15 protein-coding genes are annotated in these 15032 nt (G+C 68.0%); 2 read left to right on the forward strand and 13 right to left on the reverse strand.

Going from position 1 to position 15032, the window contains the following annotated elements:
- Nucleotides 1–79: 79 nt before the first annotated feature.
- From trpA to FBZ88_RS23970, 4 genes are all read right to left on the reverse strand, one after another.
- Complete coding sequence (gene trpA / locus FBZ88_RS23955; RefSeq protein WP_145619600.1) at nt 80–916, reverse strand: tryptophan synthase subunit alpha; 837 nt, start codon at nt 914–916, stop codon at nt 80–82.
- Complete coding sequence (gene trpB / locus FBZ88_RS23960) at nt 913–2121, reverse strand: tryptophan synthase subunit beta (RefSeq protein WP_145619601.1); 1209 nt, start codon at nt 2119–2121, stop codon at nt 913–915. Before trpB ends, trpA begins: the two co-directional genes overlap by 4 nt.
- Nucleotides 2122–2294: 173 nt before the next feature.
- Nucleotides 2295–4088, reverse strand: coding sequence for a stimulus-sensing domain-containing protein (locus tag FBZ88_RS23965; RefSeq protein ID WP_246138830.1), 1794 nt, complete (start codon nt 4086–4088; stop codon nt 2295–2297).
- 10 nt (nt 4089–4098) lie between these two features.
- Complete coding sequence (locus FBZ88_RS23970) at nt 4099–4803, reverse strand: response regulator transcription factor (protein ID WP_044561898.1); 705 nt, start codon at nt 4801–4803, stop codon at nt 4099–4101.
- Nucleotides 4804–4994: 191 nt separating this feature from the next.
- On the opposite strand from FBZ88_RS23970, the gene FBZ88_RS23975 reads away from it, so the two are divergent.
- Entirely contained in the window at nt 4995–5513 is a 519-nt protein-coding gene (locus FBZ88_RS23975) for a pyridoxamine 5'-phosphate oxidase family protein (protein WP_145619645.1), read from the forward strand.
- A 1-nt stretch (nt 5514) separates the two neighbouring features.
- Here the strand turns inward: FBZ88_RS23975 and FBZ88_RS23980 are convergent, their stop codons facing one another.
- On the reverse strand, nt 5515–6192 hold the full coding sequence (locus tag FBZ88_RS23980) for an NAD(P)H-binding protein (protein WP_145619602.1): 678 nt from the start codon (nt 6190–6192) through the stop codon (nt 5515–5517).
- Between the two features lie 211 nt (nt 6193–6403).
- Between FBZ88_RS23980 and FBZ88_RS23985 the strand changes: the two genes are divergently transcribed.
- Complete coding sequence (locus FBZ88_RS23985) at nt 6404–6820, forward strand: hypothetical protein (RefSeq protein ID WP_145619603.1); 417 nt, start codon at nt 6404–6406, stop codon at nt 6818–6820.
- Nucleotides 6821–6882: 62 nt separating this feature from the next.
- On the opposite strand, the gene FBZ88_RS23990 is transcribed toward FBZ88_RS23985, so the two are convergent.
- The 8 genes from FBZ88_RS23990 to FBZ88_RS24025 all read right to left on the reverse strand — a co-directional run bounded on the left by FBZ88_RS23990 (nt 6883) and on the right by FBZ88_RS24025 (nt 14996).
- A complete protein-coding gene (locus FBZ88_RS23990) occupies nt 6883–7497 on the reverse strand; it encodes a DUF3501 family protein (protein ID WP_145619604.1) in 615 nt (204 codons plus the stop codon).
- 42 nt (nt 7498–7539) lie between these two features.
- The gene (locus FBZ88_RS23995) at nt 7540–8916 is read right to left on the reverse strand and encodes a (Fe-S)-binding protein (protein ID WP_145619605.1); all 1377 of its coding nucleotides are present in this window, start codon (nt 8914–8916) and stop codon (nt 7540–7542) included.
- Between the two features lie 87 nt (nt 8917–9003).
- A complete protein-coding gene (locus FBZ88_RS24000; RefSeq protein ID WP_040842562.1) occupies nt 9004–9423 on the reverse strand; it encodes a rubrerythrin family protein in 420 nt (139 codons plus the stop codon).
- A 183-nt stretch (nt 9424–9606) separates the two neighbouring features.
- Nucleotides 9607–10011: an iron response transcriptional regulator IrrA gene (gene irrA, locus FBZ88_RS24005; RefSeq protein ID WP_145611130.1), complete on the reverse strand. Its 405-nt coding sequence runs from the start codon at nt 10009–10011 to the stop codon at nt 9607–9609.
- Nucleotides 10012–10297: 286 nt separating this feature from the next.
- Nucleotides 10298–11671, reverse strand: coding sequence for an NAD(P)H-dependent flavin oxidoreductase (locus tag FBZ88_RS24010; RefSeq protein WP_088872661.1), 1374 nt, complete (start codon nt 11669–11671; stop codon nt 10298–10300).
- A 233-nt stretch (nt 11672–11904) separates the two neighbouring features.
- Entirely contained in the window at nt 11905–12657 is a 753-nt protein-coding gene (locus FBZ88_RS24015; RefSeq protein ID WP_186464582.1) for a glycerophosphoryl diester phosphodiesterase, read from the reverse strand.
- Nucleotides 12654–13238: a L,D-transpeptidase family protein gene (locus tag FBZ88_RS24020; protein WP_145619606.1), complete on the reverse strand. Its 585-nt coding sequence runs from the start codon at nt 13236–13238 to the stop codon at nt 12654–12656. Before FBZ88_RS24020 ends, FBZ88_RS24015 begins: the two co-directional genes overlap by 4 nt.
- A 60-nt stretch (nt 13239–13298) precedes the next feature.
- A complete protein-coding gene (locus tag FBZ88_RS24025) occupies nt 13299–14996 on the reverse strand; it encodes a hypothetical protein (RefSeq protein ID WP_145619607.1) in 1698 nt (565 codons plus the stop codon).
- Nucleotides 14997–15032: the final 36 nt, after the last annotated feature.

A 15032-nucleotide genomic window follows, 5' to 3' on the forward strand; every position in this document is an offset into this window, starting at 1 on the left:
AGGGCCGGCGCTGACAAACACCAGCGGGGGCGGCGCCTGATGGCGCGCCCCCGGGACAGGTGAAAGCCGATCTTGTAGCCTATTTCCGCGCGCCGCGCACCCCGGCCGCCAACTCCCCCACGAAACCCAGCACGTCGGGCACCAGGCCGGGCTTGGCCTTGCCGTCGGCGTCCAGGTTGGCCTCCAGCCGGCGGACGATGGCGCTGCCCACCACGGCGGCGTCCGCCACCCGGGCCACGTCGGCCGCCCCGTCCGGGGTGGTGATGCCGAACCCCACCGCCACGGGCAGGTCTGTCCCCGTCCGCAGGTGGGCCACGGCGGCGGCGATGGCGTCGCTGGTGGCCGAACCGGCACCGGTGATGCCGGCGATGGAGACGTAGTAGATGAAGCCCGAGGTGTTGGCCAACACGGCCGGCAGGCGGGCCTTGTCCGTGGTCGGCGTCGCCAGGCGGATGAAGTTGACGCCCGCGGCCTGGGCCGGCAGGCACAGCTCGCCATCCTCTTCCGGCGGCAGGTCGACGACGATCAGGCCGTCCACCCCGGCCGCCTTGGCGTCGGCCAGGAAGCGGTCCACGCCATAGGCGTAGACGGGATTGTAATAGCCCATGAGGATGATGGGCGTGTCGGCATCACCCTCACGGAAGGCCTTCACCAGGTCCAGCGTGCGCGTCATGCGGGCGCCGGCGGCCAGCGCCCGCAGGGTGGAGGCCTGGATGGCCGGGCCGTCCGCCATGGGATCGGTGAAGGGCATGCCCAGCTCGATCAGGTCGGCGCCGGCGCCCGGCAGGCCCTTCAGCAGGCCCAGGCAGGTGTCATGGTCCGGGTCGCCGGCGGTGATGAAGGCGACCAGGCCGGCGCGGCCCTCCGCCTTCAGGGCGGCGAAGCGGCGATCGATGCGGGAATTCGTGGTGCTCACAGGCTGACCCCCAGTTCGCGGGCGACGGTGAAGATGTCCTTGTCGCCCCGGCCGCTGAGGTTCACGACCATCAGGTGATCCTTGGGCAGGGTGGGCGCGCGGCGGATGACCTCGGCCAGCGCGTGGGAGGATTCCAACGCCGGGATGATGCCTTCCACCTTCGACAGGCGCTGGAAGGCGTTCAGCGCCTCCGTGTCCGTGGCGCTTACATAGGTGACGCGGCCGACATCGTGCAGCCAGGAATGCTCCGGCCCGATGCCCGGATAGTCCAGGCCGGCGGAGATGGAATGCCCCTCCAGGATCTGCCCATCCCCGTCCTGCAGCAGGTAGGTACGGTTGCCGTGCAGCACGCCGGGCCGCCCACCGGTGAGGGAAGCGGCGTGCGCGCCCGTCTCGATGCCGTGGCCGGCGGCCTCGACCGCCACCATGGCGACCTCGGCGTCATCCAGGAAGGGATGGAACAGGCCCAGGGCGTTGGACCCACCGCCGATGCAGGCGACCAGCGTGTCCGGCAGGCGGCCCTCCATGGCCATCATCTGTTCACGCACCTCATGGCCGATGATGGACTGGAAGTCGCGCACCAGGGCCGGATAGGGGTGCGGGCCGGCGGTGGTGCCGATGATGTAGAAGGTATCGCCGACATTGGTGACCCAATCGCGCAGCGCCTCGTTCATCGCATCCTTCAGCGTGCGCGAGCCGGAGGTGACGGGCTTCACCTCCGCGCCCAGCAGCTTCATGCGGAAGACGTTGGGCTGCTGGCGGGCGATGTCGACCTCGCCCATGTAGATGGTGCAGGGCAGGCCGAACAGGGCGCAGACGGTGGCCGTGGCGACACCGTGCTGGCCGGCGCCGGTCTCGGCGATGATGCGGGTCTTGCCCATGCGCTTGGCCAGCAGGATCTGGCCGATGCAGTTGTTGATCTTGTGCGCGCCGGTGTGGTTCAGCTCTTCGCGCTTCAAGTATATCTTGGCGCCGCCCAGCTCATTGGTCAGCCGCTCGGCGAAGTACAGCTTGCTGGGGCGGCCGACATACTGGTTCAGGTAATAGCCCATCTCGGCCTTGAAGGCCGGGTCGTCCTTGGCGGCGGTGTACGCCTTTTCCAGGTCGAGGATCAGGGGCATCAGGGTTTCGGCGACGAAGCGCCCCCCGTAGATACCGAAATGGCCGTGCTCGTCTGGACCGGCGCGGTAGGTGTTCAAGCTCATGGGGCGGCGCTCTCATGTCAGCTGGGCCAACCCCGGTTGGACCCAAGGGCAGGCAGGCCGCCGACGATACCGGCCCTGGCGGCGATTTCAAGACCGGCCGCGCCGCCGCGCCCTGATGCCCGCCATGCGCAATGGCCCGTGATCCAGCAACTTAATTGCGCGTACGAGAGATTTCAGCCCCGCGGCAGCTGCACCGTGAACACCGCGCCCAGCACCTTGCCGGTCGCGTCCGTGCGGTTGGTGGCGAAGATGCGGCCGTTGTGGGCCTCGACGATCTGCTTGGAGATCGAGAGGCCCAGGCCCGAATGGGTGCCGAACTTTTCGCCCGCCGGCCGCTCGGTATAGAAGCGGTCGAAGATGGCCTCGGTCTTGCCGGCCGGGATGCCGGGCCCGTCGTCGGTGCAGGTGATCTCCACCCTGTCGCCCACCACCTTGGCCGCCAGCACCACCTTGCCCCCGGGCGGGGAGAAGGATAGGGCGTTGGAGATCAGGTTCTGGAACACCTGGGTCAGGCGACCCTCGATACCCGGGACCACCAGGTTGCGGCTGGCCGGCGGCAGCTCCACGTCCACCGTCACCGGCGGCGGTCCACCCTCCCCCTCCTCGTCCGGCGCGGCGCCCAGCGTGTTCTCGTGGATATCCTTGAACATGGTCAGCATGCGGCGCAGGTCGACGGAGTTGGCCTCCGCGCGGCTCAGCTCCGCATCCAGGCGGCTGGCGTTGGAGATGTCGCTGATCAGGCGGTCCAGGCGGCCCACGTCGTCGGCGATGATACCCAGCAGCTTGCGCAGCCGCGTCTCATCCTTCACCAGCTGCACCGTCTCCACGGCACTGCGCATGGAGGTCAGGGGGTTCTTGATCTCATGCGCCACGTCGGCGGCGAAGCGCTCGATGGCGTCCATGCGGTCCCACAGGGCCGATGTCATGGCCCGCAGCGATTGCGACAGGTCGCCGATCTCGTCATGCCGGCCGGAGAAGTCGGGCAGCACCGCCTGGCGGCCATGGCCGTAGCGCACGTCGTCGGCCGCCGCCGCCAGCCGGCGGATGGGACGCACGATGGTGCTGGCGAGATAAATGGACATCAGGACCGTCAGCACGATGACGCCGCCGAACACCTTCAGGATGTTCACGCGGAATTCGCGCACCTCGGTATCGATCTCGGACCCGCTGCGGCTGATCAGGACGGCGCCCAGCACCTGCTTGTAGCGCTGGATGGGCACGGCCACGGTCAGCACCATGTCCTGCTTGCCGGCATCGCCGGCCACGCGCCAGACGTGGGTGGCCGCCTCACCGTTCAGGGCCTTCTGCACGTCGGGGAAATGGCTGCCGTCGGCCGCCCGGTTCTCCGCGTAGACCGGCAAATGGTCACGGGTGGGCAGGGCCCGCACGATGGCGTTGTAGAGGTCTATGCCCAGCTGGGTCAGCTGATTGCCGTCCGGCAGGGGCGGCAGTTCCTCGATCTGCACGCGGGTGCCCTTGGCCAGGCTCAGCACCCGGCTGTCGGCCTGCAGCTTGCCCTTGGGATCGTACAGGCGGAAGCGGGTGTCGGTGGTGTCGCCCAGGCGGCGCACCATCTGGGCCGCCAGCGTCCAGGAGATCGTGCCCGCAGGCTCGTTGAACTCATCGCTGCTGGGCTCCATGGCGCCTTCGCCCAGGGCGCCGGAGAAGATGCGCGCCTCGGTCGTCAGGATGTCCAGCTGGCGTTGCACCAGCCAGTCCTGATAGCGCTCCAGGTACAGCAGGCCTGACAGCAGCAAGGCCAGCGCCAGCAGGTTGACGGTCAGGATGTGGCGCGTCAGGGGGGAAATGACGCCATAGGACCGGCGCCGGCGGGCGCGCACCACCGGCTTGGCGTCACCGTCCGCCTCCGCCTGGGCGCCGCGCCGCAGGGGCGCGGCCGCCATCTCCTGCGCCACCGCGGTCCCCCCGGCGGGGGCCGCACGTCGTCCCAGCATATCCTTGAGCATCTACATTGCCTCAGGCGTCGCGGTATTTATAGCCCACGCCGTACAGGGTTTCGATCTGGGCGAAGTCCGCGTCGGCCACCTTGAACTTCTTGCGCAGCCGTTTCACATGGCTGTCGATGGTGCGGTCGTCGACATAGATGTGCTCGCCGTAGGCGGCGTCCATCAGCTGGTCGCGGCTTTTCACATGGCCCGGACGCTGGGCCAGCGCCTTCACCAGCAGGAATTCCGTCACCGTCAGGTCGATCTCCTGCCCTTTCCAGGTGCAGGAATGGCGAGCGTTGTCCAGCACCAGCTCACCCCGCACCATGACGGAGCCCGGTTCGACCGTTCCCTTGCCGCCGCCGGCGTTCAGCACCTCGCGCCGCAGCAGGGCCTTGATGCGTTCGATCAACAGGCGTTGGGAAAAGGGCTTCTTGATGTAGTCGTCCGCGCCCATGCGCAGGCCCTGCAACTCATCGATCTCATCATCCTTGGAGGTGAGGAAGATGACGGGCATGGCCGAGTTCTGGCGGATGCGCTGCAGCAGCTCCATGCCGTCCATGCGTGGCATCTTGATGTCCAGCACGGCCAGATCCACGGGGCGGGAGCTGAGCGCGCGGTGGGCCTCATCCCCGTCGGTGTAGGTGCGCACCTCATACCCCTCGGCCTCCAACGCGATGGAGACGGAGGTCAGGATGTTGCGGTCATCGTCAACCAGCGCGATGGTCTGAACCACGGAGTTTTCCCCTCTTCCCACTTTGCCCCGGCCGTCCGTCCGACCAAAGTCGGGGGACAGCCCCAGTTCACCAGATTGCCTGGCACTATGGCATGATTACGGCGAAGTATGCAGCCGCCCCTGCCACTAGAGGAATAGTCCGCAAGGGGCGGGGCGGTTCCAAAGAAATGGGTGGAGTGACGCCGGTGACAATGCCTCCCGACATACCCCCGCAACCGGCAGCCGCCAGCGCCCCGGCCGAGGCGCGGCAAACCGCCCTGGACCTGTTGGCGAGCCGACCCCAGGCCACGCTGACCACCCTGGTCGCGGGCTCGGCCGATGACGCAACGGCCATGGCCGGCTGGCCGTACCCGTCCCTGGTGCTGGTGGCGCTGGATGGCGGCGGCCGGCCCCTGCTGTTGCTGTCGGAACTGGCGCTGCACACCCGCAACCTGCGCCAGGACGGCCGCGCCGCCCTGCTGTTCGAGGACACCGCCGGCCGGGAAAACCCGCTGACCGGGCCGCGCCTGTCCGTCATGGGGCGGGCGGAAGCCCTGGCCGGGGAGGCGGCGGAGGCCGCGCGCGCGGTCTACCTGGACCGCCATCCCGGGGCCGCGCTCTATGCCGACTTCCCCGATTTCCGCTTCTGGCGGATGGAGATCGCCCAGGCCCACCTGGTGGCGGGCTTCGGCCGCATCCACTGGCTGAGCGCGGCGGATTTGACCGTGTAAGTCACATCCCCGCCAGCGAGCGGATGGCGCTGTATTCATGGGTGCGCACGCCGCCGATGGCCGGCTGGCTGGCGGTGGTCACCAGGGCCGCGGCCACCACCTTGGCTGGGATGGGGCGGTACTTTTCCAGGCGTCCGCTGAGGAAGGGGCCGACCACGGGCGCCAGCAGCTGGAAGAACCGCTCCAGCGGCCGGTCCTGCCTGCGCTTGCCCAGCAGCAGCGAGGGGCGCAGGAAATGGCGGGAGGTGAAGCCCAGGGTGGCCACGTAATCCTCCATCATGCCCTTGGTCTTCAGATACAGGCGATGGGAGGTCGAGTCGGCATCGACGGAGGAGACGCCGCCGAAAAAGGTGGCGCCGGCGCGCCGCGCCGCCTTGGCCACCGTCACCACATACTTCAGGTCCACATCCTGAAAGGCGGCGTCGCTGCCGGCATCCTTGCGGGTGGTGCCCAGGGCGCACAGCAGGGCGTCCACCTGCACGTCGGGCGGCAGGTCGGTCAGGGTGGCGAAGTCCACCACCAGCTCGCGCAGCTTGGCATGCCGCAGGCCGGTGGGCGTGCGCACCAGGCTGACCACCTGGGCCACCTTGGGCGATTCCAGCAGCATGGTCAGGGCATGGGCACCCACCAGGCCCGTCCCTCCCACCAGCAAAACCCGCAAACCGCCCGCCTGATTCATGCCCGCCTATCCTTGAAAGCCGTACGACCCAAAACCGCGAAATCGCGGGACCTTAACACGGGATCTGGGCGTTAAGGAAAGAGGTGCCGGTTTGAACCAGGTTTATTTCGCAATTGCGAAAGACTGGGACGGTTTTTTGAGACGTCCAAATGGGTAGTGGCGGAATCGAAAAAGTGAGCGCATCATTCCTGTAATAAATAGGGAGGCTGCTATGAAAAAGGACGCTCAGATCCTTCAGGATGTGCCTGCTTTCAACGCGATCGGCCTTGGCCTGGTTTTCGGCATGTCCGAACTGGCCGTGTACGCCGCCGCCCAGCTCTTGCTGCCCGGTCTGGGCCTGAAGATGGACATCGCCATCCTGGCCTGGGGCGCCAGCCTGATGATCCTGGGGCCGACCCTGGGCCTGGCCGCCATCTACGGCTTGCATCAGGTGGTGGCGAAGAGTGGCCCGGGCAAACCCTCCGGTCACAGCCTGGCGCCCGTGCCGCCGGGCACGCCGGGGTCGGACGACAAGCCCACCAACTGGTTCCCCTACGATCCTGACAGCATCGACATGTTCGACACCGAAAGCCCCTACCCGCATGTGGGCGCGAAAGCGCCGGCGAGGCCGCTGGAAACCGTGAGGTAGGCGACGCACCCTCCCATCAGGACGAAGGCCGGCCCCGTGACGGAGCCGGCCTTTTGTTTGTCTCAATCGAAATCCCCGGCCAAAGCGGCGCGCACAGCCTCCGGCATCACCGTCATGTGCGGATATTGGTCGTGGTCGATGCCCACCACCACCCGCGCGTTCGGCTGGCGGAACAGGGCCACCTGGGCGTCGGTGAAGGGGAAGTGGACGAACTGCACGCTGGAGGCCTTGCCGGCGGCGGAGGTGCGGTCCAGGTCGGCCTCGGGCAGGCCGCGCACCTTTTCGCCGGCGAACTCCAGCCACAGGGTGTTCTCCACCCCGCCCAGCCGCCCCAGCAGGGCCTTGCGCCGCAGCGGGTCGTCGATCTCGAACATGATGGTGGCCACCAGTTCCCGCCCCTTGGGGATCAGCGGGTTGTAGGCGCGCAGCTCATCCTCGATCTGGGCCTCGCCACCGCGCTCGATGAACAGCATCTCATGCACCTGGGACCACATGGTCTCATAGCTTTCGAAATGGAAGGTGGCATAGGGCCCGACCGCCAGGCGACGGTTACGCTTCACCGCCACCAGGGCGCGGCGGCGCTCCGCCCGGATCCGGCCGTATTCGTCCATGGGCATGATGTCGTCCCGGCCGATGGCGTGCCGCCGGCTGGAAACGAGAGAGGGGGCCTGGGTCATGATGGGGTCTCCTGAACGCGCCCGGACTATGCCCCAAAGGCCTCACAGCCCATAGGCCCGGGCGAAGATTTCGACGGGGTGCAACTGCTCCAGGGATGCCGCCCACGCCGGATCCAGCCGCTCCACCCCCTGGCGAATGTGTTCGCCCGCCAGCGGGCATTCGGATGCCAGGTAGTGCTTGGCGTTCTTGACGGCCTGGCTGGCCACCGGCTTGCCCACCTTCAGCGCCGTCTCGAAATTGCCTTTCATGACGCCCCAGCTGCCGCCATGGCCGGAGCAGCGTTCCACCACCTTAAGCTCGGCCGGGCCCATCCGCCCGCCCTCGGCGTCCTTGGGGATCAGGCGCAGCATCTCCGCCGCCTTCTGCCCCATGTTCTGCGCCCGGGCGTGGCAGGCGATGTGCAGGGTCACACCGCCCTCCAGCGGGCGCAGGCCGGGGGCCAGCCCTTCCTTCTGGGCGATGTCGACGATGTATTCCGCGATGTCGAAGGTGGCCTTGGACAACCGCTCCACCGCCGCGCGATCGGGATGGTTCGCCGGCACCAGATGCAGCCATTCGAATTTCAGCATCAGGGCGCAGGACGGCACCAGGGCGATGACGTCATAGCCCTGGTCGATCCAGCGGCCCAGGTGACGGGCGACCAGGCCGGCGTTTTCCACCACCTGTTCGATACGCCCCTGTTCCAGCTGGGGCATGCCGCAGCAGGCGGGATAGGCCACATCCGTCGCCACCCCGTTGTGCGCCAGGATGGACTGCGCCGCCTGGCCGATGCCGGGGTTGCTGAAGTTGACTAAGCAGGTGGCGTAGAACACCGCCTTGCGCCCCGCGGCGGGCCCCACCGGATTGACCGCCGGCGGGTCGTCGGCCGCGCGCGCGACGAGGCTGCGGCCCTGGAACTTGGGCAGGCTGGCCGCGGCGTCGATGTCCGCCACCTTTTCCATCACGCGGCGCGTCAACCGGTTGCCGGTGGAGGTGGCCCAATTCACCAGGGACGCCACCTTGCCCGCGACACGGCCGTTGCGGTCGGTGCGGGTCATCTGGTCCACCGCGAAGGGCACGCCGTGTTTGCGCGCCTGCACCGCGCGATAGCGCAGCATCAGATGGGGGAAATCCAGGTTGAAGGGGTGCGGCGGCACATAGGGGCATTTGGTCAGGAAACACATGTCGCACAGCGTGCAGGCGTCCACGACCCTGGCGAAGTCCTTGCTTTCCACCGTATCCAGTTCTTCCGACGGGGAATGGTCCACTAGGTCGAACAGGCGGGGGAAGCTATCACACAGGTTGAAGCAGCGGCGGCAGCCGTGGCAGACGTCGAAGACGCGCCGCATCTCCGCATCCAGCAGCGCCTCGTCATAAAATTCCGGGTTCTGCCAATCCACCGGGTGGCGGACGGGGGCCTCCAGGCTGCCTTCGCGCATGGGCGCACCTCCGCCGACGCCGGCCTGCATCCAAGAAACGGCGTCGGGATAGGGCTGGGGAAGATCAGGCTTTACCGGGGGCCGTGGTCAGCTGTTCAGCTGGTCCAGCGCCTTCTGGAAGCGGCCGGCGTGGCTTTTCTCCGCCTTGGCCAGCGTCTCGAACCAGTCGGCGATCTCATCAAAACCTTCATCGCGGGCGGTGCGGGCCATACCGGGATACATGTCGGTGTATTCGTGTGTCTCACCCGCGATGGCGGCCTTCAGGTTCAGGTCGGTGGAGCCGATGGGCTCACCCGTCGCCGGGTCGCCGACCTCTTCCAGGAATTCCAGATGGCCATGGGCATGGCCGGTTTCGCCTTCAGCGGTGGAGCGGAACACGGCCGCGACATCGTTGTAGCCTTCGATGTCGGCCTTTTGCGCGAAATAGAGATAACGGCGATTGGCCTGGCTTTCGCCCGAGAACGCTTCCTTCAGGTTGCTTTCGGTCTTGGTACCCTTGAGCGACATGGCAACAGTCCTCCACGACAGGGTTCACGCAAACCTTCAGCGGCCATCTGCGGTGGCCTTTCATGCGGGCGATGATCATGCCACGCCCAGGCCGGCGGGGCAATTCGTCTAGAGAAATTCCAAACTATCGGCTCGCCCGGAAGGGGAACCGTTTGAAGGATGGGGGAGGATGCCGCCCGCCGTTCAGTTCCCGTCGCTGAGGCGGATGATGACGTCCACGCGGGCGACACGTGTGCCGGCGGGCGCGTCGGGCAGGCCGCTGACGGCCAGGGCGTCGCCCGGGATGTCGATCAGGTGGCCGTTGCCCTCGAAGAAGAAGTGGTGATGGTCCGACACGTTGGTGTCGAAGTAGGACCGCCCGGCCTCCACCACCACCTCGCGCAGCAGGCCCGCTTCGGTGAACTGGTGCAGGGTGTTGTAGACGGTGGCCAGGGACACCCGCATGTCGGCGGTCGACGCCTCGCCATGCAGCTGTTCCGCCGTCACGTGGCGGTCATGACCGTCGAACAGCAGCTTGGCCAGGGCCACCCGCTGGCGGGTCGGGCGCAGGCCCGCGCGCGCCAGGCGATCCGTCGCCTGGATGGCCATCGCTTCGCTGCCGAAGTCTTCAGCGGTGAGGGGGGCGGGGGTGAGGTCGGTCATGATCTGCATATGGGCAAGAACGGGGGACCGGAAAAGACCCGATCCTCAAGGATTTCCGCTATTCAGCCATGAAATTTGGAATGAATCCAGATTTAAAGGCGCTGGCCTGGACTGCGCCTGGGGAAAAGGTTGGTGGCGGCCATCATTCAGCCGACCAAACGAAAAGAGGGCCGAAACCGGCCCCCTTCCCTTGCGATGATCCCGCGTCATGTCCCCCGACCGCGATCCGCACTCAGTACCCCGTCGCGATCCGCTCCACCAACTGCTTCACCGTCGGCACGAAGCCGTTCTGGTACCAGGGGTCGCTGGCGAAGCGGTAGGCGTTGTGGCCGGCGAACATGAGCTGGTGCTCCACATCCTCGGAATGGCTGATGTTCTGCAGGGTCTTCTGGATGCAGAAGGAACGCGGATCCGCCTTGCGGCCCGTGGTCCCTTCCTCGTTCTGCGCCCAGTTGGAGAAATTGCAGGCCGACAGGCAGCCCATGCAGTCGATCTGGTCCTGGCGGATGACCTCCGCCTGGGCGGGATCGACGAAGATAAGGGTGGTGTCCGGGGTCCTCAGGGCCACGCTGTTGCCGCCGGCCACCCAGCCCTGCGCCCGCTCGCGATCATGTTCGGTGAGATACACCGGGCGGCCGCGCGGGCCCACCATGAACTCGGCGGTCAGGTCGCCGACCGGCTCCACCGAATAGGCCACCTGCCGCTCGGCCCGGCCCTTCAGCTCTTCCAGGAAGGGGTTGCTGACGGCGGAGGAATAGAAGCCGGTGGGGGAGAAGTGGTTCAGGTAGACGTCACCCTTCTTCAGGGTCAACAGCCGCTGCTTCCACGCGTCGGAAATGGGGCTTTCCTTGGTCAGCAGCGGACGGGTGCCGAACTGGAAGCCGACGGGCCCGATCTCCGGATTGTCCAGCCAGTGGTCCCATTCCGACAGCCACCACACGCCACCCGCCATGATGATGGGCGTCTCGTTCAGGCCAAAGCTGTTCATCATCTCGCGCAGGGCCTTCACGCGCGGATAGGGATCCTCCGGCTTCAGCGGGTCCTCGCTGTTGGACAGGCCGTTGTGGCCGCCGGCCAGCCACGGATCCTCATAGACGACGCCGCCCAGGAAATCCCGGAACTTGTTGTAGGCGCGCAGCCACAGGGCGCGGAAGGCACGGGCGGACGAGACGATGGGGTAGTAGTACACGCCGTGCTTCACGGCGATTTCGGCCACGCGGTAAGGCATGCCGGCGCCGCAGGTGATACCATGGATCAGGCCCTGCGCCCCTTCCAGCACGCCGTGCAGGATCTGCTCGGCCGCCGCCATTTCCCACAGCACGTTCATGTGGATGCGGCCCTCGCCGCCCGCCGTCTCGTGCGCCACGCGGGCCTGGTAGATGCCGCCGCGGATGGAATGCTTGATCAGTTCCTCATGCCGCTCACGGCGGGTCTTGCCATGATAGACCTGGGGGATCAGCTGGCCGTTGTCGTCGTAAGCGTCGGCGTTGACGCCGGAGAAGGTGCCAACGCCGCCGGCCGACGCCCACGCGCCGGAGCTTTCGCCGTTGGAAACGGAGATGCCTTTGCCACCCTCGACGACGGGCAGCACTTCCTTACCGGACATCACCAATGGCCGCAGCGCCTTCAACTCACGTCTCCTGAAAACCGGACCTCGCGCCAACCCGTGCCCCATGCGAGGGGTACCGGAATGGTTCGGGTCCCCAATACATATAGGGTGGCGGCGGGCGGCCGCTAACATATCGCAGGCTGGATATAGGAAAACCGGGGCGGGCGAAAGGCCCCTCGTCCGCTTGACGGGGACTGCGCCTGATGTTTTTGCCCACCCAGCCCGCCTTTTCAGCCCGCGATTTCCATGAGCCCGCTGGGCGTGTCGGTGAATACCGATGAAACGCCCCAGCCCAACACCTCCCGCGCCATGGGCACCGTGTTGACCGTGTAGGCCAGCACGGGCCGCCCGGTGGACTTATACTCCCGAATGCTGGCCGCGTCCTCCCTGCGGGCGTTGACGTTGATGGTGCTGACGTTCAACTGCTCCACCCGCTGGCGCCAGTTGGCCGGCCGCCGGTCGATGAGGTAGCCCAGGGGCCAGCGCGGCACCACCTGGCGCGCCATGTCCAGGGACGCGTCGGCGAAGGAGGAGACCAAGGGCGGCGGCCGGTCGTCCGGCCACAGGGAATAGGCCAGGGTCAGCGCGACGCCGGCCGTTTCCTCCTCCCGCCCCGGGCAGGGCTTGATCTCCAGGTTCAGCCCCAGGTTCAGGGCCAGCACCAGCTGGATGACCTCCACCAAGGTCGGCACCTTCTCACCCCGGAAGGCGGGCGAGAACCAGGACCCGGCATCGAGCTGGCGCAGGGCGTCCAGCGTCAGGTCCTTGGCCGGGCCCGTGCCGTCGGTGGTGCGGTCCAACGTGTCGTCGTGCATCAGCACCGGCACCAGGTCGGCCGTCAGCTTGACGTCCACCTCCACCCACCTGGCGCCCTGCGCCGCCGCCATGTGGATGCCGGACAGGGTGTTCTCCGGCGCATGGCGGGCGGCGCCCCGGTGGCCGATCAGGCGGGGCAAGGGGCCCAAAGGCAGGATGTCGCTCATGGTATCGGTCCTTGATCAGGAACACACAGCCGGTCCCCCGGCTGGCAGTGGGACAGCAACCGACGCAGATCGTCCAAGTCCAGGGCGGTGCAGCCGGCCGTGGCGGCGCGGTCGGGCCGCGTCAGGTGCATGAAGATGGCGCTACCCAGGCCGGGCACGGGAGGGGCGTCGTTGTGCCCCAGCACCACGACGATGTCGTAGACGTGGTCGTCCCGCCACATCACCTCATGGCCGGCGGGAAACGGCAGCGTCACCGGGCGGTTGTAGTCGGGATGGGTGGGATCGTCGCACCAGCCCCCGTCCGGCGTGAGCGCCACCACCGGCAGCGCCGTCACGGGTGCGGAGACGCGGTCCGGGCGATACAGAACGCGACGCAGCGGGAAGCAACCCACGGGCGTGCCCCCGTCCCCTTCCCGCTTGTCCTGGATGATGCCACCCCGGCCGATGACGCAGGCGGCTTCATGCGCCTGGCCCCGACGGTCCCGCCAGCGCAAACGGTAGCCGGCGCCGGAACCGGGGGTGGCGGAACTGGAAAACGCGGGGCCAGGAAACGCGGGATCAGGGATCAAATGGATGTCCATTCCCCCCTCTATACCTTAACGGGCCCCCAATCAATTGGGCCGCGTCAATGCGGGGCGACGTCAGTGCGCGGCGCCCTGGGCGTCCTTCATCGCCTGATACTTGGCCAGGTTGGCCATCATGATGTCGGCGATGAACTGCTTGGGCAGCGGGGGCGGACCACCAGTGGCGTTGCTGATGACGGCGGCACCCGTTTGGGCGGCGCCACCCTGGGATGCGGCCTGGCTGTCGGTCGCCCCGGCCGGCGGCATAGCGCTGGCGGACAGGACGCCGCCCGGCTGCTGCGGAATCGCGGGCTGGGCACCGGTGGGCGCCTGGCTGCCGTTGATGCTGGCCGAGGCGGCCGTGGCCTGGGCCAGCAGGGTGGCCGTGTCCTGGCCCATGGCGTTGGTGTAGGCCTGGATGGCCTGGGGAACCGGGGTGCGCTGCGGCTGCGCGGTGGCGGCCGTGCCGCCATCCATCACCTGGATCATGGCGGGGTGGGAGGCGGCGGCCAGGGCGGCCTGCGACTGTACCGCCTGGGATTGCGCGGCATTGGCCTGCACCGCCCCCGTCTGCAGCACGGTGGGGCCGGCGGTGGCGGATTTGATGTTCTGGACGTAGCTGGGGGCGACCAAGGTGCGGCCGGTGGGGGCGCCCGCGCCGGCGCCCGCCATGGCGCGGTAGTTGGCCAGGGTCAGGCCGTGCGCCTGCTTCTGCCCCAGGTGGGTGCCCGCCTCGTTGCTGGCTGGCCGGGCCATGGCGGCGGCCTGGGCCGGCATCAGCTGCGGACCGGCGGCCATGGGCATGGACTGGGTGCTCACACCGATGTTGGCGGCGGCGTTCGCGGCCTGGGCCATCGCCTGGGTAGCGTTGGTGATCTGGCTGGCCTGCTGCGCCAGGGCCTGGGACGGGTTGGCGCCGGGCACGGCCCCCGGGGAAGCCATGGCGGGAGCGTTCACGGCCATGGCGGGTACGGCCGCCAGGTTGGGGAAGGCCTGGCCCTGGGACCGCACCGTGGTGGCCGGCGTGGCCAGGCCGGGCACGGCACCGGCGGGAACCGAACTGGTGCGTACCATCTGGCCCGGAACCGGCGCCGCCTGCGCCACGGCCGGGGCCGCACCTGCCGTCTGGGGCGCCAGCACCAGGGACTCGACCTTGGCCACGGGCGCACGGCCAGCGGTTGGGGCTTGGTCGGGGGCGTGGTCCGGCTGCTCCTGGCCATCACCGTGGCCGCCCTGGCGCCCTTTGCCGCCGCCCTGGTCCTCGTCGGGGTCCAGCGTGACTGTGCCGGTCTTGTGGTGCCCCAGGCCCAGGGCGTCCATGACGTGGCCGCCCACGTCCTCGCCCGTTTCCTCCTCGATGATGGCGTCGCCGGTGGCCAGCGCCATGCCGATGGGGCCGCCATAGAGCAGGCCGCCCAGAATCTTGGCGGGGGCCTTGATGGTGTCGCCCGTGATCTCCCGATAGATCGTGCTGATGACGGGGATGTGCTGCAGGGGATTGATGATGTCGACCACGTCCCAGAAGGACATGTGGTTGTCCTTGTGGGCGGCGGCCTGGGCCTGGACCGCGGCCGCGGTACCCACCGGGGCGGAACCCACCTGGCCGGGCAACGCGCCGGCCTGTTGCGTCGCGTCCTGCGCCACCTGCTGGCCCAGCTGGTCCTGGAAGTCACCCGTCATCCCCGCCTGGCCGGCGGTCGCGGCCGTGGCGTTGCCGCCCGCCAGCGCGGGATCGGGGTAGGACGGCGACAGGGCAGACTGGACGCTGGGGGTCATGGGGCTTTCTCCTGCACCCACAACCCAAAGCAAGCA

Origin of the sequence: Nitrospirillum bahiense (assembly GCF_007828025.1) — a bacterium.
In the GTDB taxonomy this organism is placed as follows: Bacteria; Pseudomonadota; Alphaproteobacteria; order Azospirillales; family Azospirillaceae; genus Nitrospirillum; species Nitrospirillum amazonense.